Source organism: Pseudomonas hunanensis, from assembly GCF_013393325.1.
GTDB lineage: Bacteria > Pseudomonadota > Gammaproteobacteria > Pseudomonadales > Pseudomonadaceae > Aquipseudomonas > Aquipseudomonas putida_P.
On sequence record NZ_QJRC01000095.1, the window covers coordinates 291,558 to 310,168 of the forward strand.

Genomic DNA, 18,611 nt, shown 5'->3' on the forward strand with positions numbered 1-18,611 from the left:
CTATGTCTCGTAGGTGAACTTCGGAGCATCCTTGGAGGCGCCCCAGTAGATAGGCCAGTCGGCGATCTGCGCGATGGCGAAGAAGAAGCGGTCGTCCTGTCGGCGCGCCCGGTGGTTCTCATCGGTCCAGCGCTCGGTACCGGTCCTGTTCCACTCGGCCATACGATCGATGAGCGGGACAGTGATGCTGTTGCCCTCCTCGCCGTTGCCCGCGTAGGAGAACTTGGCGGCATCCATGCGCCCGCTGAACAGGATGTCGGCGGCATAGGTACCGTCCCGATCGAACACCACGAACATCAGCTTACCGTTGCGACCCCGGCACCCCTTGAGCGAAGTCTCAGTGATGATCTGGGCGTCCAGGCCGTTGAGGGTCAGATCCACGGACATGGGCGAGCCTGAGTTGCTGCTCTCCTGCGACTGGCCAACCGCCCCGAAACTGCCAACTCCCTGGTAGGTGATGCCGTCGATCACCAGGTCACCGGTGCCGGTGTGCGCGAAGACCATGCCATCGGGGAAGTCCAACTGGCAGGCATAGACCGCCATGAAATTGCCTTTGGCAATGATGTCGACGACGGTTTGACTGAAGGGGAATACGCCATTGGCCATCAGAATGCCTCGCGGAATTGCAGGGTCGAATTCGAGACCACTGGCTGGGTGGTCCATTCATTGGTGTCGTCCATGCGGCGCATCTCGCAATAGGGGTTTCTGTACTCGACTACAGTGCCGGCCGGGATCACCTTGCGGATACGCTTGTTCACCGAGACCAGGGCTTTGCCAGTGGCGTCGGATGTGGCCCGCTCGACGACTTCGAACATTTCGCCCTTGATCGTGATGAGATCTCCCCGACTGAACACCGGACGGCTGGCCAGCAAGCCCTGCAGTTGCATGAGGCTGGCCTGGGCATTGGCCACGGCAACCGTCGGTGCACCGATGTTGTCCGTGCGCGTCCGGGTGAGATACGGAATGTTCACCGTGCCGAACATGCCCTGCAGGCGGCCCAGCAGCGATGTCAGTTCCCGCTCGTCTTCGTCGTACAGGACACCGAAGGTCATTGAGCACTTCCAGTAGGCGCCCGGCTGAGCCACTACCTGCTGGGCATTCGACAGCGAGGAGGTGAACCCTCGGTTGTTGTAAACGACGCCCCAGGTGACCTCTGTGGGCTCCAGGTCCTCGGGCCATGGCTCCGCCATTGGGTCACTCCCAAAAGAAAGCCCGCCGAAGCGGGCCGGATATAGTTACCGCCGTTGCAGCATCTGCCGCCCGGCACCGTTGGTCTTGAAGTCTCGCAGCATCAGCTCGTAGCCATCCCGCGCGCCCTGCTCAGCAGCTCGCCGAACATCGGCGATGGTGGCGGCATTGGCTTGCCCGCCAACCTGGATATGTTGGGTGACTCCGCCGAAGGTGATCGACGACTCCCCGCCACCACCTCCAGCCCCGGCGGCCATGACCCCAAGCGAACCATCCGGCCCCCGATGAAGCGGCAGAATTGCTTCAGGGCCGGCCTCGGCGAAAACCCCCGCCCCCTTGGCGAAAGCGAACATTTGCGGGCTGTCGTACACACCGCCGGAGAAGGCAGACAGGCTAGGCGAGTCGTAAACGCCGCCCTTTGCATTCGCGACGAACGAGCCTTCGCTGAATCCGGTCATGGTGCCCTGCCCCATTGCCGAGCTGCCGCCACCAAGGAAACCGAACGCCGAGCCGAGGAAGCCGGCGGCGGCCTGGCGCACCTGGATGCGAATCAGGTCTTCAATGATCGAGTCGGCGAAACCCTTGAACTCGAATTTTCCAGTTTTCACAAATTGGGTGACGCCATCTTCGAGGTAGCTAAACGCGCTACCAAACAGATCTTGGGTCTGCCCTGCTACGTCGGCAGCGCTGTCGAGGTAGTTCTGCATGGCCGCCGAGGCGCCGTTCGTCCAGTCGGACTGCGCCGCGTCAATCTTGGCAAAGCTGTCCTCCTGCACCTTTACCAGCTTGGCGCCGTACTCCTGCCTCAATGCAATCTGTTGCTCGAGCTCCTGCCGTTGCTTGCTGGACGAAGCAGTCGCCAGTTCCTCGCGCAAGGCCAGAATTTTGCTGTTATTGTCCTGCTCCAGCGCCAGCCTTGCTTGAGCGCGACTAGAGGCTTTGTCACCCATACCCACCGCAGCAGCGGCCGCATCGCCTTGCTGCTGAGCGATCGTCAACTGACGCTCAAGGTCGGCCTGGTACTTCATCGCACGCGACAAGCCCGTCGAAGCCTGCACCGCGGAGTTGAACTGCTCGGCTAGCGCGCCAATGGCCTTGCCGTACTCTCCGGTGGTGATCTTCTTCTGGGCGAGCAGCAGGTCAAGACTCTTGGCCTGCTTCTGGAATTCATCGGACGCAGCACCCACAGGGTCGTAAGCCTTTTTCAACTGCTCATAAGCAGTTGCCGCTTCCTTAAGCTGCTGCGTCAGCTTCGTCTGTGCCGTAGTGGCATCTTTGGTTTCCTGCTTCGCGCCCTGGTTGGCCTTCTTCTGCGCCTCGATTGCGCTAGCGGCCGAAAGGATGGCCTTCCGATCGGTATCTGTGAGGTCGGCATTTTCAGCGATGTGCCGATTGGCAATCTTGATCGCATCGCCGTTGTCCTGCAGCCCGGCCAGCTGCTTCTGCAAAGTTTCGAGATAGGTCTGACCGGCGCTGCTCATGCCGGCCTTCGCAGCATTGTTTGCCTGCGTCGACGCTGTATTCTGTTCCGTCACTCCGGTAAGGACGCGCAGTGTCTCGGCGATCAACCCCGAGCGCTGATCCGCATCACTGACCACTCCAGCCTGGGTAATCCACCCTTGGACGGTTCCGGACGGAACATGAAGGCGTTCCCCTACCTCCTTGAGGATGGGCGCCAAATCCGAACCTGAAGCACGAGCCTCGTTTAGCCGATCAATAACCGACTGGAATTCGCGCAGTTGCTGGCCATATTGTCCACCCGAGTCACGGGCGGGTGCCGTCACAGTGGCGCTACGAATCGATTGGGCAAGGTCGCCGTATGCATCTCTGACCTTGTCCGTTGCGCTGATTTGTTCCTGCTGCCACTTGATCAGCGATGCCTCACGCTGATCCTTGTTCAGCTTGGCAAACTCTTCGCGCAGCTGTGAAACAGGCTTATGCAGTTCGTCCAAGCTAACGCTAGCGTGATCGGCGTTGTCCCTCAGCAACAGAAGACTGGCCGCCGCAGTGCCGGCGAGCAACGCCAAACCCATGGGCCCGCCGAGCGCGGCCAGAAGTCCACCTGTGGTAGTCGCCCGCGCCAGGTTCGCCTGGGCGATAGTCAGCGCCTCAGTTGAGGCGGTGAGTGCGGCCTGCTTCGGAATGAGTTGGTTTTGAACCAGTGCCAGCCGCTGCAGTCCCGTCGCCGCAGCCACGGACGCCTGAGCCTCTTGTAGTTGAGCCTGCGCGAAAACCCTCTGAGCATCCGCTGCCACGATTGCAGCATTGGCGGCATGGAGTGTTGCACTACGCTGGGCAAGCAACGCTCCAACCGCTGTGTATGCTTTCGCGGCATAGGTGGTCAGGGCCGCAGCACCAGCTCCAGCCATCGCCACGGCCACTAGGTCAACGTTATCGGCCAGCACCACAAGGAACTTGGATAACCCCGCGACAGCGCCGGTCTGCTCTTCCAGTTTCCCTAGGAATGTTCCTGTGGCATTGCCGATATTGTTCAAGGCATCTTGAACACTGGTGGACATGTCCGCTGCAGCTTTGCGGTTCACTTCAACCGTGCGCAGAAGACCAGTGTTGATGTCTTCCAGAGACAGCTTGCCCTCGTTGCCGAGCTTGCGAACCTCGTCCGCGCTCTTGCCCGTCGCGGTGGCTATCGCGTCGACAATTGTGGGCATGGCTGTCTGAATTGACCGCCAGCCGTCAACCTCGACTTTGCCTGTCTGCAATGCCTTGGAGTATGCATCCAGTGCGGAACCAGCCTTGTCAGCCGCCGCGGCATTGGTCACCAGCAGGAAACTGAAGCTGTCCGTGATGTCCAGTGTTTGCTTGGTGTTAAATCCCAGGCTGCGCATTACATCGGCAGTGCGGATGTACAGCTCCTGGGCCTCGGTCAACGGGCGATAAGTTTCCTGAGCCGTTTGCATCAGGTGCTCTTGCACCATCTGGTACTCACCGGCTCTTCCGGCTGCCGCCTTCATCCGGTCGGACATCTGACCGTAGGCATCAACCTGCTTGATGATGCCTCCAATAAGCCCTGCGCCGGCTACCGCGGCAAACGCACCGCGCATGAGTGCTCCGGCGCCCTGAGCAGCTGCACCAGCTCGATCAAAAGCAGAATCAACTGAGGCCAGATTACGATCAATCGCCTGACTGGTCTTAGATACCAACTGATCTGCATTGGCTAGCTCGCGTCGTAACTGCGCGGTGGTTGCCTCGATCTGGACTAGCATCCCCTGGACTTGTTGGTCAGCCATTTGAATCCCCAAAAACAAAAAACCCGCCGAGGCGGGTTTATGATCATCGTTCATCCTGCTTAACAGACAGGATCCGACTACTTTGCATACTTGTACGGTGGTGGAGCAGTCAACATCGGCGATGGCTTGTCCCACATATCGCGATAACCACGCACCTGATACGAATATCCAGGCTTCAGGTCCAACAGAAGGCCTGCTTGTCCGCCACCTGCACACATGGCGTTATTCTTGATACTCAACTGCGTAGGCCCCGGCGCATGGTAAAGCTTAACGCTTCGCCCCTGGCTGGTTTCCGCAGCAAGCATCCCGTCGAGGTAGATTGACATCCCGGCACCAAAACAACTTATCGCACCGGCATCTTGAGTAAATACGATCCTCGCGTCTTCAGCGCCCCGTTGCTGCCCGAATGCATGGACGTCTGACAGCGGCACTTGTTTCGCATGATCTGGGTGCACCGGCGTGGTTTCACAGCCGGCGATCATAAATGCCAATACTCCTATGCAAACAGCTTTCCGCATGCGTACCCCTCCCTGAAATAAGAGGGCAATCTACCATTGCGAGCGATCTGCAAAAAGGTTGTGAAAATCGTATGCCGCGGGGGATCGCTTCAACTTTTACGACCTGTCAAAGCCCGCCGGAGTTTGTCAGCGACACTCAATGCACTTGGGTTTTCCTTCGCCCCCTGCTTCTTCCCGGTGCCGAATGGGTTAGTCATCTGCACCCACTCAATCCTGGCATCCATGGCCATGAACAGCTCGGGCAGCGGCGTTGACCAGGCCACGCTCGGGGCCCAGCCCAGCCATCCAGTTGCGATTGAGTAGAGCCGGTCGACGTAGCTACCGTCCTCGACGGCGCTTACACCATCCCGGCTTGGTCGTTTCCCTGGTCACCGCCACGCGGATTGTAGAGCGCGCCAAGGTACCTGGTGACTGACGGTGTCAGCCCGGCCACGCCTTCCTGCCAGACCTTCTCGGGCAGCGCTTCGGCAGCCTTCCCTTCCAGGCCAGCGCCGGCGGCTATGATGAAAGCCACCGCATCCACGCCTACTGCATGCAGGGCTCCAGATGCGCCGCGCAGGCCACCAAAGCGGCTTTCGATTGCGCGAACGGCCTTGAGGGTGGGCTTGAGTGTGAACTCTTCGTCATCCAGTTTCACGGTGACGGTACCGTGCAACGTATTGTTCATGGATCAGGTCCTGTGTTGCCGGGGCCGAAGCCCCGGGTGTCATGGGGTGACCGGTGCCGGCAGCAGCTCGAGGATGTCCGAGTTGATGCCGATGGTGACGTTGCGCCGCACGACGTTGTCGGCAGAACCAGGTGCGACGGTGTTGTTCATCACCTTCCCGCGATAGTAGAAGGTGGTCGGCTTGATCGCCGGCGAGGCATCCGGGTCACCATCGTTGAGGGTGATCTTGATGTTGTAGTCGCCCTTGCTGCGGTCCTTGTGCGCGGTCTTGATGGCGATCTGGCCAGCATCGCCGTTGTCCAGGCCCACGGTCATAGTCATGTCGCCGGCATCGGCGGTGCCCTTGTACTTGCGCACACGTCCATCCTTCAGCGAGGTGAAGTTCGAGGTGCTGAAGGTATCGCCGAACTCACCCAGGTCTTCGATTTCGCCCACTTCGACGTAGGTGTCGGCCTCGTATTCAGTCTGGGTGTCCGCGCCGGTCTTGCCTCCAATGAAGAAGCGGCAGCCGGCGGCTGTATTAAGGTTGTCGTCGGCCATGGGTGTTCCTCCAAAGGCACATTGGATAAAAGCCGCAGAGCGGCCCGGTGGGTGATTCAGTGGGTAGTGATCACGCGAACGGTGATCGAGCCTTGGTAAGTGATGCCGTCGGCGTCGCGCTGAGCGTCGGCCTGCTCGACCCGGATGGATACCGCACGGCCCACCTCCAGCGGGAGGCGGCGCTCGTCCAGAGCAGCAATGACTTCGCCGTTGATGCGTTTGACCTCGGCCTGGCCCACAGCATCGGACCAAACCGACAGGTAAAGCAGGCGCGTTTCGCGCTTGCGGCCTGAGATCGGGCTGCTGTTGACTGAGACCTCCCGGTCGATTGAGACGTACGGCATGTCGGCATTCAGCGGCGCGCCGTCGTAAATCGGGCAGCTGACTTCGGCCTGAAGCCTGGCAAAGATCGCCTCCTGCAGTGCCAGTGATGGATCAGCCATTGCCTACCCCCTGGCTTGCCTTTCGCAGCGTGCGGCGCACCGCAGCTTCGATGTCTGCCATAACGTACTCCCGGTTGACCTGCATCGACGGCCGGAGCCACGGGTGGGCAGGCCTGGCCGGCATGGCGGGATACTTGCCGAAGAAGTGCGTGCCGTCGCTCTTGTTAGAGGCCTTCCGATTGCGGTTGCCAGCGCGCTTTCCTCCAAGGTAACCCTTGGTCCCGTACTCGATGAACCGCAGGTAGAAGAACCGCCGGTTGTCTCGCTTGCCGCGGATCCCGATCTGGGCGTCCAGGCCACTGGGCGAGACGTACACCCTCAGCGCTGCGGCGGCCGCACCGGTGTCCTTGGGCATCAACTGCCGCTGGGTTTCCAGTATGCGGTTCGCCGCCTCCAGCATCGCCGGCTGCAGCTCGTTGTCCATCGTCCGGTGGATGTTGCGTAGCGTACGGCGTAGCCGGATATCGCCGCGAATGCTTGACCGGCGGGCCATGGCTTACTCTTTGGCCTGGTCGGCCTTCGCCGGCTTGGCGGCCTTCTCTTCCACCACCTCGGCGTAGCCGCGAGCAATCAGCCCCTCGCCGTACTCCTTGGCGACTTCGAACTCTTCGCCTTTCTCACGATCGCCAGACGCCCCCGTCAGCGGGCCCAATGCTCGAATTTTCATGGTTCACCTCATGGATTCGGTACTGATGAGCAGAGCAGCCTCATCAGGGTGTTCTCGTTGTCCGGCAAAACTGCCTCGACCTGGTAAGTGACCCCGCGACGCGTCAGACGCGACCCGGCAACGATGTCTGATCGCGGCCTGCCGATGATTTCGGCCGTGACAACAGCGCTCAGCTTTTCAGCAACTGCCGTTACGCGCCCAGAAGGGGTGCGGACTTCGCCCCACATTTCAGGGCGGGCTGCAGGAAGCCATGTCACTGTGGCTCCCCCGGACTTATTGCGCTCTTCATGTCGGTGGGTCACCTCGAACCGATGACGTAGCGGCCCGGCTCTCATACCCCCCACCCGACACGGTGCGGGGTCAGGAGCGCGACCGAACCTTTCGGCAATTCGGTGGCAATGGTCCCGATCACAACGTCCTCACGGTTGGCGTAAAGGTGGCCGAGGATCAGCAAGCATGCGGCCTGGATCTGCTTGTTGCTGAGCATGGGAGACTCGCCAGCATCACCGGCGGCGACAGCATCATCCAGCGCCTGCTGATCGACATAGACGCGGCGGTTCAGATAGTCCATCGCCTGCCCTTCAGCCGCCTCGATCAGGAGCTCCAGGTACTCGTCATCATCGTCAGGGTCTCGCAGGTGATGACGGGCTGTGGTCAAACTGATCACCGGCATGTCTTCACTCCTTCAGCGGTTCGAGCGATGCCAACTTTCGCTTCACAAGCTCCTCCGCGTGCCTGCGTGGCACCACATAGGCTGGACCGCCCCGACGGCGAAGCTCGCCCTCATCCATGTAGGATCGCATCGGGTAGATCTGAAGAGTCACTGGATTTGGGTTAGCTGCAACCAGATCCCCTGCAGCTGGCTGGTCGGTATCGTCGCCAGCCTCGATCACCGTCGGCCCGCTCTGGCCATCACCTACCGATGCCCCTGCTTCCGTAGCGGGAGCTCCGGCACTGGCGCCCAGGTCCCCTGCGGCGACGCCCAATCCGCCCCCCGATTCTGCCGGTGCTTCTGGCGGTGTCTGCTCTGCGCCCGAGACTGAATCAGTTGCGGGAGCGCCCGCCTCGCCAGGATTTGGCGAGGCGGCTTCACCAGGCGAGAGGGATAACGCTCCATCTTGAGGCTGGCTGCCGCTCGACTCAGTGGTCGAGGCAGTATCCTTCGGCTCAACCGTGGACTCTGGTTTTTCCTGTTTACGTGCCATGGAAATACTCCTGTGGGGCGCCATTCCTGACGCCCCAGCGCAAGGAATTAAGGAGTGATCAGCGGACCAGTAACGAACGCTTCATCGCGGTAGATGGCGAAGGCCAGGCGCTCTTCAGCACGAATCGTTGCCATATTCTTCTCGAAGTCATCACTGTTCTCGGTCGAGATCAGCACTTCGATTTCCATGCGGTCGAAGATCTGGGCGCCAAGCTTGAACGCACCGACGAGGAAGTCGTTCTGTGTCATGGCCTGGGTAGAAACCACAGGGCGATTCCAGAGCTTCGCGTTGGTGCCTTCCTGTGGCTGGCCGATGATGTAGCGGCCTTCCCCATCCTTGGTCAGCTCAATAGCGGCCCAGTCGATCGGGTTGAGCACGATGCCGTCGGATGGGAATTCGGCCAGTTCGGCCTGCAGCAGCGCCAGGCGCAGGCGGTCAATGCGCTGCTCGCCCACTACGGCTACCCCAGCCGGGGCGGCGTACAGTTGAGCAACGGTCATAAGGCCTTGCAGGTTCACGCCGGTGCCATTGCCATAAAGCAGCTGAGCTTCTTCCGCCATGTTGAGGCCATAGCGTGCACGACCGTCGATATAGCTCTGGAGTGCCTTGGCATCGTCCAGCATCTGGCGGCTGGCTTTGAACAAGTGGGCGATGGTCCGCACGTTCGCAGTGGCCAGGCCGAACGTCAGGTCGGAATACGGCTTGGCCGTGGTCTCCGCCACAGTACGGGCGTTGTTGGTGAAGCCGGTTTCACGCACGTACTCGATGGAGTTCGATTCGGTGGTGCCCGGTGCAACCAGGTCGCGTACGGTCAGTCGGCGTTGAGGCGGGGCAATGATCCCCGGCAAGCGCTGAGTCTGCACCAGGTCACCGCCGGTTGCGGTGGTGATCGCCGCGCGCGGCACGGAGACACGACGAGAGCCGCGGAAGGACGAGTTCATGTCCTTCATTTCTTCGCTTTCGATTACGAGAGCGCCTACCGATTTCTGCGGCTCTTCCTGATGGTTGCGATCCCGGCTTGCATTCACAAGCTTTTGCTCGGCCTCGCCCAAGCGGGCCTGCAGCTCGCCCTGCTTGGTCAGCAGTTCATCGACCTTGGCGCGAGTTTCCGTATTCATTTCACCGGAAGCCTTGATTTGCTTCTCGGTCGCCTCGGCCTGGCTTTTGATCTGATCGCCAATGCCCTTCAGGCTGGCGTTGAGTTCCTTGACTTGGGCTTCAAAGTCCATGGTCACTTTCCTTTCAGAGAATTGAGGAGATTGGTTGCCGCGCTCAGAGAGGCGGAGAGGTCTGGCGCGACAGCGCTAGGCTTGTCGGACGGGGCAGCGTTATGCGTACCCCCGCCGGCAGCGCGAGGCATGCCGGACTTAAAATTGGCGAACAGTTCGCGGCGCTCAGAACGAGGCATTCCAGCCTTCGCCAATGCGACGTCCATGGCCTTGAGTGCATTGCTCTGCGTCGACTCTTCGGTCTCGCGCTCGGTGATCTCGGTTGACGACAGGACGCCGGTAGCCAGGCCCAGTTCCACAGCTCGCTTGCCACGGATGAAGGTCTCGTCATCCATCAGTTCGGCCATGTCGTCGACAGCTTGGCCGCTGGTTTCGGCATAGAGGTCGGCCATCGCGGCATCGAACTCCTGCATGTCATCAGCCACATCGCGCAGGTAATGACGGTTGCCCGCGAGGAACGTCCAGCAGTTGTGGATCATCAGGAAGGCGCTGCTGGCCACCTGCCGGTCGCTTCCGGCCAAGTAGATGATCGATGCGGCGCTGGCAGCCATGCCAAGCACCTTGGTGGTGACCTTGTGGCTATGTTCTTTCAGACGGTTGTAGATGGCGATGCCTTCGAACATGTCACCCCCAGGCGAGTTGATGTAGACGGTTACATCCCGCTCGCCGATGGCCCGCAGGGCGGTATCGATTCGTTTCAGCGTGACGCCCTCGCCGTACCAGTCTTCACCAATCACCCCGTACACCGTGATGGTGTCCGAGGTGTTTTCAACGGCCGCCTGGATCGCGGGATTCCATTTGTCGAGCGCGCGCGGGCTCATCTCGCTGCGCAGGCCGCGAGACTGGATCTTGTGCTTCATGGATTACTCCCGTGATTTACTTTTCCGGCTGTTCGAGCCAGTTCATCAGAGCGGCCCTTGCGGCCTGGCTATCGTTTTGCTTGCCCAGCTGGTCAAGTGGCACCAGGTTGGATTGCACGGTCAGTACATCGCCACCTGGCATGCTCGGAAGGTTTTCTTTCCGCCGACCCTCGTTTCGGGTCATGTAGCCGTTCTGCCCCATCGTGCTGAGATAGGCCGCCCGACCGGCGCTGTCCGCACGCAGGAACGCTTCAAGTGAGTACTCGGCGTAGAACTTGATCCGGTCAACCGCCGTCATGCACCACTTGTTCACGCACTGCTCGATCGGCGCCGTGAAGGACATGATGCAGTACGTGAGAAACGCGATCTGCTGCTGCTCCAGGCCGGTGCCCCAGTTGCTGCCCTTGTCGGTCTTCATCACCATCCAAGGTGGGACGCCGAACCAGCGGCAGATTTCCTCGATGCTGTGCCCTCTCGACTCCAGCAGCTGCGCATCAGCAGGGTTGATGCCGATCATTTCAGGCTTCACACCTTGCTCAAGCACAGGGCTCTTGCCAGCATTCAACGCCCCGGAGATCGTCTTCACGTACTCGCGAAACTCGACGCGCTGAGCCGGATTGAGCGTCTTGTCGACCGAAAACGCGACTGTCGGCATCATGCCGTTCCGGAAGGTGCTGTTGGCGGCATCGTCAGCGGACATCGCCGAACCGAACACATCAGCACCGTACCGAATCGCAGAAAGGCCAACTCGCCCATCCAGGGTGAAGGCTGGAATGTGAAGCATGTCCTGCCGCTGGATCTCTCGGCGGGCTCCCTTTCGGGGCCTGAAGAAATACCTGAGTCGTCCATCGTCGTCGAACTCAAGGTCAACTCTCGACGGCATCAGGAAGTCCAGAGCGATGACGCGCCCAGCAGAGCGATGGATCTCGCAGTAGGCGTTGCCCCACAGCAGCATCGAGGCGACGACTGCCTGCCAGAAATGGAAGGCAGCCATGTCTTCGTTGGGGCTGTTGTGCACAACGTCGTACAGCGGGAAATCGCGGGCACTCTCTCGGCTACCATCGGGCATCCGCCGGTAGATGCTCAACGGCAAACCGGCTACGGAGGTCGAGATGATACGGACACATGCCCACACGGTGGACAAGCGCATGGCCTTGTCGACGCTGACTGACTTACCACTACTGGACTGGGCGCCGTTAAAGGCACTCCAGAAACCTCCGTCCGACAGCTTGATAGTCTTGCCCAGCCATTCACTCATACTGGCTGATGGCTTGGTGGCAGCAGCGCCCAATGCCTGGGATAGGGTTTTAATCACTGACAAGCCCTCTGCGGATGAAGCCGGCGATGCAGAAGAAGCTCAGTGATCCCGCCAACAAAGCCCAGCCGGTACCAGCCAACAGCCAGACCCCGCTGCATGCCAAGCAGAAAGCGACCACTGCGCAGGCGATGAAAATATGAAATGCGTTCATGCGATCAGTGGGTCCCGAATACCAGCCATGAAGTTGTCCATTCCCCCGCGTCCTTCTGGATTGAGGCTGAGCAGTGAAACGGCGTTGAATGTGGCCATCAATGGGTCAATCTTGGCGGTGCCCGAGGCCTGCTTGTTGATCAGGAAGGCGTTGGCCGACGGCACGCCTTTGGCGTTACCGCATGACCAGGCCATAAGCGGCTGACCGCAATGCAGCAGGGTTCCTTCCGCGAGCTTTCTCTCTGTCGTCTTGATTGCACCAGTCAGCTTCCAGCCCTGTGAAATACCGACGATCTTGTCTTCCTCGACTCCCGCGTCAGCCAAGGCATCGAGAACAGAGCCAATGCCAGCGGGGTCGAGCCCAACCTTGTCCAACAGACCAGTCTCATTGATGCGGGCCACTATGGCTGCGAACTGCTCAACGTCGTCGCCGATCCTTTTCACGATGGTCAGATCACCAGCTGACTCAAGGTCTTTCAGTCGGGGGGCTTCCGACTTGCGCCGTTCAAGCACTGAAGGGTGGGCCCAGGCATGAGCCCAGTGGAACCACCTACGCGACCCCGTCTCCCGCCCTAGGACTGCAAGGCCAAGTAAATCGTCAAGGCCGCCCCCGTCACCGCCAACATCGATCACCTCACACCGCTTCAGTATTTCGTCCAGGCTGAGCCAAGTAGCGCCTTGCGGTTCCCAGAATTCAGCGCCGACCCAAGCGTCGGACATCAAAGCAAGACCGATCTCGATATTCAGGTGCTTGGCCAGGAAGCCGCGTAGCTCTGCTTCTCCATCGATCTCCGCCTGCATGAACAGGCGCTCAAGCGTCGGGCGGTCGACCGAGAACCCCATGTTGGGGTTCACCAGGTGGAAGTTCTCCGGCCTGCGGGCTGCCCCGCTGTCGATCATCTCCTTCGAGAATTCGTAGATGATCGGCAAGAAACGATTGTCGTTGATGCGGCCATCGCGCACGCCGCGCGCATAGTTCAGCTTCGACCGGAACACACCAGCCGGCGGCTCGTTCGATTGCGTGGTCAGCCAGATGACGAAGCCTTCTGGCCTGGATAGCAGGCCACCCGTGGCCTCTCGAATCATGTCAGCCGCTTTCGGGTTCTTGCCGAACAGCCAGGCCTCATCGATTAGCACGCCAACGGCCTTCTTGCCACCCACCACGTCACTGTCGGCGGCGACCACCTTCAGCGTGGCGCCGGTCTCACGGTGAGTGATCAACCGAAGATGTGGCTGCACATGCAGCAGGTCCTTCAGCTCGTCGTCGTTGTTGACCATGTCCTTCGCCGGCACGAAGGCGTTGTCGGCAATCTCTTTGGTCGGGGCGAGGATGATGAACTCGGCTGACATGCGCCAATTTCGGACCAGGGCCGTCAGCATGATCGCGGCGGCGATGGTCGACTTGCTGTTCTTCTTCGGGATGCAAAGCATGAACTCCCGAATGAGACGTTCACCTGTCTCGCTGTTGTAGCTGCCGAACACAGCCCCTGCGAAAGCCAGTACCCATGGGGCGCATGCACTTTCAATGGTTGGGCTACCTGGGGCATCGACAATGCGCAGCCCCTTGAAAACCTCAAGACTCTCTTCTGCTTCCTGGGGGAAAAGCGGTTCAGGGATGATTGATTCGCTGGCAGCCAGGCGCCGCCACCAGTCTGGGCAGGCCGTGGTCCAAAGCATGCGTCACCCCTTGACTACAGTGAGGGGCGGCTTGCTTTGAGAATACTTGCCCTTGCCAGCCTCTTTCGCGGCCTCCGCCTTCTGCTCTTTCTTGCCCGCCTCGGCCTTCTTCCCGTGGATATACGGCACGGCGGTCTGCGCAGCGTTGCGCCGGTCGAAGACTTTCGCCCGGGGCTCGTTCATCAGCGCGAGCAGCCACACCAATGGATCATCAGTTGAAGGCAGGCAACTTAGGAACTCTCCGTCGGCCTCATTGATCTCGACGGGGTCTTCATTGGCTTCATCGGCCTTCGCTTTGCTGCGCCGCCTTTTCGGCTCAGGGTTAACACTGAGCTCTGCTCTACGAGCCAGAATTGCGGATGCGATCTTCGGATCATTGGCCCAGCGCGAACCAGCTGCAGCAGCCGTCGAGGGCTTACTGCCCGCGGCTTCCGCTGCTTCTTTGTTGGACGCGCCCCGGGCCTTAGCGTCAACAAACTGTCGCTGTTTGTCTGTTAACACCATTAACAAAAACCTTTAGGGGGGAGAAAAATGTCTACGTGGGGTCGGTGGCGGTCTAGCTAGATGAGAATCCCTAGCTTTTGACCCCCCTACCCTTTTCACGGCACGTCACTGACGTGCTTCTACGTCGCCGCGCCGGGTTTCGCCGATCCGCTGAGGTCAGCCGCCCAGGCCGGCAGCCTCCTCGGCCTGCTTGACCGAGTCGTGGCAAGGCTTGCAGAGGCTCTGCCAGTTGGTCTGATCCCAGAAGAGAACCATGTCTCCACGGTGAGCAACGATGTGGTCGACAACCCCGGCCGCAGCTGTGCGGCCGTTCCGCTCGCAGTACACGCACAATGGGTTGTCACGCAGATACTGCTCTCTCGCCTTCTGCCATCGATAGTCGTAGCCACGCTGGGTGCTGGTCATGCCGCTTCGCCAGCTGCCGGGGGCGACTACCTTGACCCGTGAACCTGCGCTCTCCTTGATGCGAGAACCGAGCGTCTTGAGCCTGGCCATCAGCCTTCCACCTTCTTACTCATGAATCGGTCGGAGTAGTCGCGAAGCTTCTCCACGCCCATGAAGCCAACCAGGCAACCAGCGAAGACGGACAGGTTGGGTGGCAGCGCGAAGTACTCCAGCACCGGCAGCAAGCTGATGGCGATCAATCCACAGATCGTTCCCTCAAGGAATATCTTGCGCCCGTGGCCGCCACCGTAGATGACGCGGCACATAGCCACCGCAGCGGCCATTCCGCCGGTATACAACTGAGGCTGGTGAGCCAGCACCCAGGCGAGCACAGCGGCCCACAGGCCAGGATCCTTCTCGGGCATGTTTGGCATCTCTCATACTCCTCATAGAGGAATACTTGGCAAAAAAAAGCCTGCGTATCCGCAGGCTGTAGAAGTATTTGCTTCGCTAACTTTGAAACCTAACGTGTTACTTCGTGAGGCTATCCAGCAGGTCCTGCCCTTCCCAGGTCAAACGCCACACAACGGCATCCTTCAGTAGGTAGCCGTCATTAGTAACTCGGCCTTCAACAAAACCAGCTGATACAAGACGAGAAATGTGCTCAAGCACTACGCCACGTCCACCTTGAGGGTTAAAGTTGTCGGACTCCAAGCCCTGCATGATCTCGGAGAGCGATATCTGTGCGTTAAACTCAAGATTGGAAATGCCGTTAAGCAACGCTGCTGTCAGCTCTAAATCGCGATGCATGTGTAACTCCCAGTTGCTTTTAATGGCCAGTAGCCACCATAACAAAAAGGCAAATAAAAAGCCCGACTCATCGGCCGGGCTTTCTTGATCAGTCCTCAACACGCGCAGGAATGACAGGATAGCGTTAATTTCTCTCACTCTCTCACTGATGTCAACAGACAATTACGCAGCCTGTTTCACTAGCAACTCCTCCGCTTCCAGGATCTCCCGCACAGCGGCAAGCGCATCGTCGATCATCCCGTCGAGCTTATCCTTGATACCGGCACGCCAGCGGTAACGCGTAGGCTCCGGCGTGCCATCCAGATCCCAGGTGTTCATGTCGTAGAAGCTATCGGGAAGGATGATGAGATCGTCTGCTAGCGCTTCTGCCTTCTTCCGCTCGGCCTGACCGGCCGCCACTGCAGCGTTAACCAGGTTCTCGCGACGCCACTCCGGCGCATCCAGCGGGATATCCACGACGACCGAACGAGGCCCCTTACGTCGGGCTCCCTTCGGCTTCGGGATGGCCCAGGTGGTCACCGCCTTGTATATGAATAACTGCGGCGCAGGGCTAGCGATCATCGGCGCGATGGTTGTGATGCCCTGAAGCCGCTTGGCCTTACTGGTTGCGTACTTGGCATTCAGGGCGTTCCAGTGGCGCGGGATAAGCAAGTGGTGCAGACGCGCAGCCAGCCAGTAATCCACCTGAGCCCGGTCAAAGCTACCCGAGTGACCGCCCAGCGATGCCAGGCACCCCCCCTCTTCCTCTGCTGACTTGTAGAGTTTCTGCCATGCCTGGCCTTTCGCAGCGCCCTTCTCTCCTGCCGCCAGAGCGGCAACTACTGCACCCGATACGCTGTTGTAGATCATGTCCTTTCCCCTCAATCGCCGGTGTAGTTGGTGCCGCCGGCGCCGCGCCGGTTGCTTCCCTGATATGTCGCATCAGGCCCGGATGCCTGATGGTTCTTCAACTGCTCGATCTGCCGTGTCGCGGCCTGCAGCTTGAGGCTGAGCTGGGTCACCAGTTCATCCAAGGCCAAGGCCTCGCCAGTTGCAGCCGCTACCCAGCCCGAGGCGTTGCAGTGGTCGCATGGCAGTTCGTGAAACACACCCTTGATGACCGCTCTCCCACGGCACAAAGGGCACTGAGCCAACTCGATCACTGCCTTCTTGAAGGCGGGGCCGTGGCTCTTCCCTGTCACTTTGAATCCTCGCTTATGGTTGGTCCCGCAATGTCGTTGCAGCCCTTTCCCTGCGCGGGCTCGGCGGAATTACCAGAATCTCCGGATCTAATACCGGTCAAGCCGTGAATCAGTCCGAATCCATGCTGGTCAAGGTGTGCGTGCCACGTCTCCAGCGCCTCGCGCTTGCGGGCCATAACGCCGGACTGGATGTACACCTTCACGTTGTGGCCCATGGCGTGGTTGATCAGCAGCTCGCCCACCAGATGATCGATCCCCAGATCAGCCCAGCCAGTACGGGCCAGCTTGCGCAGGTCGTGACTGGTCCATTCACCCTGCCCCAGTTCGGCGAATACGGCGCAGGCCATCGAGCTGCTGATGGGCTGACCGCATTTCGCCGGGAACAGGTAGACGCCGCTGTACCCTTGCTTCTGCTGGCTCTCGCGGTAGTCGACCAGCAGCTGGCACACCTGCTCAGTCAGCGGCAGGCGATGCTCGACGCCGGTCTTGGTGTGCTCAGCCGGAATGAACCACTCACGCCCGGCCAGGCTGATATGGCTCCAGCGGGCCAGGCGCGTTTCGCCCAGTCGGGTGCCGTGGCAGAGCATCAGCACGGCCAGCACGCAATCAGACTCACGCTCGGTTCTCACCTTGGCCAGATGCGCGAGCAACTCTCCCAGATGGACGCCGCGCAGCCGCGACGGTTTGACCGTAACCTTGGCCTTGGAAAAGTCGCCAAAGCGGACGCCGACCATGGGGTTGGTGCTGATCAGCCCGAGCTTCAGAGCCTGCCGGAACGCCAGGGCCAGCAGCTGGTACACCAAGCGGACGTAGTCAATCGACAGGCCTTCCTGCAGCGGCCACATCAGCTCGCGGTCGAGCAGCGCCTTGTCGATCTCAGCCAAAGGCACTTGGCCAAGGCGCGGCACCAGGTGCTGCTTGATCGCCGAAGCCGCTGTGCTCTTGCGCTTGGCCGAGAGGCTGCGGTCACGGGACATGCGTTCAGCGAACCAGGCCAGCAGCTCGCCGGTCAGCACCCAGTTCGACAGGCTCGATCCCTCACCCGCCTCCAGACGCAGGCGGATATCCGGCAGTGCCGCGGCCACTTTGGCAGCGCTAAGTTCTGGGTAAGATCCGATCAGGTTCCACTTGCCCTTGTGGATCAGGTACCAGGACCCGCGCTCGCGGGACCGGTGAAACCGGAAGTACAGGCCGCGGTTACCCAAAGCGCGCAGGTCACGCACCTGACCGGCGGCCTGCCGGCGAATCTCTGCATCGCTGATTTTCACAGCGGCGGTATTTGTCATGCTGCAACCTCCGTTTTCGGCAAGGCCATGTACGCCCGCAGGCACTCCATGGCGTCGAAATGCCCCCGGCACACAACGGCCAGGTAGCCTTGATCGTTCAGTCGGCCAATGCAGGCATGCTGCTCTAGGGATACATCCGCGGGCTTCATGGTGGCCTTGAATTCAATGAAAAGGCCGAAGTACCCACCCCGAGCCATGGTCAGCTGCAGATCAGGAATGCCAGCCTTCGTCCCCTGGGCCTTGAGCCGCCCCGCCTCGGCCTTGCTCCGGTAGCCACCGTTTGGGGTGTGATGCAGGTTTGCGAACACTTCCGGGTACCGGAGCTCGATTTCCTTCATCAGGGCGGCCTGTTCCAGGCCCTCGCGGTCGACGCGCTTGGCCCTCGGCTTCTTGGTCTTGTTCGTGCGAACGGCGGGAGGACTCATGCGACCAGCACCCCCTCGTTGATCAGTGCAGCCTGGGTGCGCATTACGCCCTCGGCGTGGTACCGGCGAGCAGTGTCTCGATCTACAGTGTTGCTGCGTCCGTCGCAGGCGTCATGGCAGGCGCTGCAGCACCAGGCGCCCTGCATGTCGTGCGGCTTTTTGCCAACACCGCAGGTGCCAGCCAAGCGGTAGTGCCCAAGGACGGTGGTTTCGGGGTTGCCGTTGCACACGCCCGGAATGCGCACCTGGCACTCCCGGCCACGAGCAGCCTTGGTCAGTTTTGTTTGGCGCACAGGGTCGCCTCCTTGCAG

At 60.3% G+C, this 18,611-nt stretch carries 25 protein-coding genes; all 25 read right to left on the reverse strand.

The annotated features are described in order from the left end of the window. The 25 genes from DM807_RS18010 to DM807_RS18130 all read right to left on the reverse strand — a co-directional run bounded on the left by DM807_RS18010 (position 1) and on the right by DM807_RS18130 (position 18,593). Positions 1-606 (reverse strand): hypothetical protein, encoded by a 606-nt coding sequence (locus DM807_RS18010; RefSeq protein WP_069942545.1) that lies wholly within the window; start codon positions 604-606, stop codon positions 1-3. Then, positions 606-1,190 carry a hypothetical protein gene (locus tag DM807_RS18015; protein ID WP_179027650.1) on the reverse strand — a complete coding sequence of 195 codons (585 nt, stop codon included), beginning with the start codon at positions 1,188-1,190 and terminating at the stop codon, positions 606-608. Before DM807_RS18015 ends, DM807_RS18010 begins: the two co-directional genes overlap by 1 nt. Before the next feature lie 45 nt (positions 1,191-1,235). Continuing rightward, the gene (locus DM807_RS18020; protein WP_179027863.1) at positions 1,236-4,436 is read right to left on the reverse strand and encodes a phage tail tape measure protein; all 3,201 of its coding nucleotides are present in this window, start codon (positions 4,434-4,436) and stop codon (positions 1,236-1,238) included. Positions 4,437-4,513: 77 nt separating this feature from the next. Continuing rightward, positions 4,514-4,954: a hypothetical protein gene (locus DM807_RS18025; RefSeq protein ID WP_141729044.1), complete on the reverse strand. Its 441-nt coding sequence runs from the start codon at positions 4,952-4,954 to the stop codon at positions 4,514-4,516. A gap of 337 nt (positions 4,955-5,291) precedes the next feature. Further along, positions 5,292-5,621 (reverse strand): hypothetical protein, encoded by a 330-nt coding sequence (locus DM807_RS18030; RefSeq protein WP_069942542.1) that lies wholly within the window; start codon positions 5,619-5,621, stop codon positions 5,292-5,294. Positions 5,622-5,660: 39 nt separating this feature from the next. Next, a complete protein-coding gene (locus DM807_RS18035; protein WP_069942541.1) occupies positions 5,661-6,161 on the reverse strand; it encodes a hypothetical protein in 501 nt (166 codons plus the stop codon). Positions 6,162-6,217: 56 nt separating this feature from the next. Beyond that, on the reverse strand, positions 6,218-6,604 hold the full coding sequence (locus tag DM807_RS18040) for a DUF3168 domain-containing protein (protein WP_069942540.1): 387 nt from the start codon (positions 6,602-6,604) through the stop codon (positions 6,218-6,220). After that, positions 6,597-7,097: an HK97 gp10 family phage protein gene (locus DM807_RS18045; RefSeq protein WP_069942539.1), complete on the reverse strand. Its 501-nt coding sequence runs from the start codon at positions 7,095-7,097 to the stop codon at positions 6,597-6,599. The genes DM807_RS18040 and DM807_RS18045 overlap by 8 nt, the downstream gene beginning before the upstream one ends. Before the next feature lie 3 nt (positions 7,098-7,100). Beyond that, positions 7,101-7,271: a hypothetical protein gene (locus DM807_RS18050; RefSeq protein ID WP_179027651.1), complete on the reverse strand. Its 171-nt coding sequence runs from the start codon at positions 7,269-7,271 to the stop codon at positions 7,101-7,103. Positions 7,272-7,279: 8 nt separating this feature from the next. Further along, the gene (locus DM807_RS18055; RefSeq protein WP_179027652.1) at positions 7,280-7,606 is read right to left on the reverse strand and encodes a phage head closure protein; all 327 of its coding nucleotides are present in this window, start codon (positions 7,604-7,606) and stop codon (positions 7,280-7,282) included. Further along, a complete protein-coding gene (locus DM807_RS18060) occupies positions 7,603-7,944 on the reverse strand; it encodes a head-tail connector protein (protein WP_060494748.1) in 342 nt (113 codons plus the stop codon). The genes DM807_RS18055 and DM807_RS18060 overlap by 4 nt, the downstream gene beginning before the upstream one ends. Before the next feature lie 4 nt (positions 7,945-7,948). Continuing rightward, on the reverse strand, positions 7,949-8,476 hold the full coding sequence (locus tag DM807_RS18065) for a hypothetical protein (protein WP_179027653.1): 528 nt from the start codon (positions 8,474-8,476) through the stop codon (positions 7,949-7,951). Positions 8,477-8,523: 47 nt separating this feature from the next. Then, on the reverse strand, positions 8,524-9,705 hold the full coding sequence (locus tag DM807_RS18070) for a phage major capsid protein (RefSeq protein ID WP_069942536.1): 1,182 nt from the start codon (positions 9,703-9,705) through the stop codon (positions 8,524-8,526). Between the two features lie 2 nt (positions 9,706-9,707). After that, on the reverse strand, positions 9,708-10,565 hold the full coding sequence (locus DM807_RS18075) for a head maturation protease, ClpP-related (protein WP_069942535.1): 858 nt from the start codon (positions 10,563-10,565) through the stop codon (positions 9,708-9,710). A gap of 16 nt (positions 10,566-10,581) precedes the next feature. Then, positions 10,582-11,880, reverse strand: a complete 1,299-nt coding sequence (locus DM807_RS18080) for a phage portal protein (RefSeq protein WP_069942534.1) — start codon at positions 11,878-11,880, stop codon at positions 10,582-10,584. Positions 11,881-12,030: 150 nt separating this feature from the next. After that, positions 12,031-13,710, reverse strand: coding sequence for a terminase large subunit (locus DM807_RS18085; RefSeq protein WP_069942533.1), 1,680 nt, complete (start codon positions 13,708-13,710; stop codon positions 12,031-12,033). 3 nt (positions 13,711-13,713) lie between these two features. Next, entirely contained in the window at positions 13,714-14,214 is a 501-nt protein-coding gene (locus tag DM807_RS18090) for a terminase small subunit (RefSeq protein WP_069942532.1), read from the reverse strand. Positions 14,215-14,370: 156 nt separating this feature from the next. Further along, entirely contained in the window at positions 14,371-14,709 is a 339-nt protein-coding gene (locus DM807_RS18095) for an HNH endonuclease (protein ID WP_179027654.1), read from the reverse strand. Next, entirely contained in the window at positions 14,709-15,032 is a 324-nt protein-coding gene (locus tag DM807_RS18100; protein ID WP_179027655.1) for a phage holin, lambda family, read from the reverse strand. The genes DM807_RS18095 and DM807_RS18100 overlap by 1 nt, the downstream gene beginning before the upstream one ends. A gap of 97 nt (positions 15,033-15,129) precedes the next feature. Beyond that, entirely contained in the window at positions 15,130-15,570 is a 441-nt protein-coding gene (locus DM807_RS18105) for a DUF2513 domain-containing protein (protein ID WP_179027656.1), read from the reverse strand. Further along, complete coding sequence (locus tag DM807_RS18110) at positions 15,571-16,257, reverse strand: hypothetical protein (protein WP_179027657.1); 687 nt, start codon at positions 16,255-16,257, stop codon at positions 15,571-15,573. Between the two features lie 11 nt (positions 16,258-16,268). Further along, positions 16,269-16,589 carry a hypothetical protein gene (locus DM807_RS18115; protein ID WP_179027658.1) on the reverse strand — a complete coding sequence of 107 codons (321 nt, stop codon included), beginning with the start codon at positions 16,587-16,589 and terminating at the stop codon, positions 16,269-16,271. Next, positions 16,586-17,875, reverse strand: a complete 1,290-nt coding sequence (locus tag DM807_RS18120; RefSeq protein ID WP_179027659.1) for a tyrosine-type recombinase/integrase — start codon at positions 17,873-17,875, stop codon at positions 16,586-16,588. The genes DM807_RS18115 and DM807_RS18120 overlap by 4 nt, the downstream gene beginning before the upstream one ends. Continuing rightward, the gene (locus tag DM807_RS18125; protein WP_179027660.1) at positions 17,872-18,300 is read right to left on the reverse strand and encodes a VRR-NUC domain-containing protein; all 429 of its coding nucleotides are present in this window, start codon (positions 18,298-18,300) and stop codon (positions 17,872-17,874) included. The genes DM807_RS18120 and DM807_RS18125 overlap by 4 nt, the downstream gene beginning before the upstream one ends. Then, complete coding sequence (locus DM807_RS18130) at positions 18,297-18,593, reverse strand: nuclease domain-containing protein (protein WP_179027661.1); 297 nt, start codon at positions 18,591-18,593, stop codon at positions 18,297-18,299. The genes DM807_RS18125 and DM807_RS18130 overlap by 4 nt, the downstream gene beginning before the upstream one ends. Positions 18,594-18,611 lie beyond the last annotated feature (18 nt).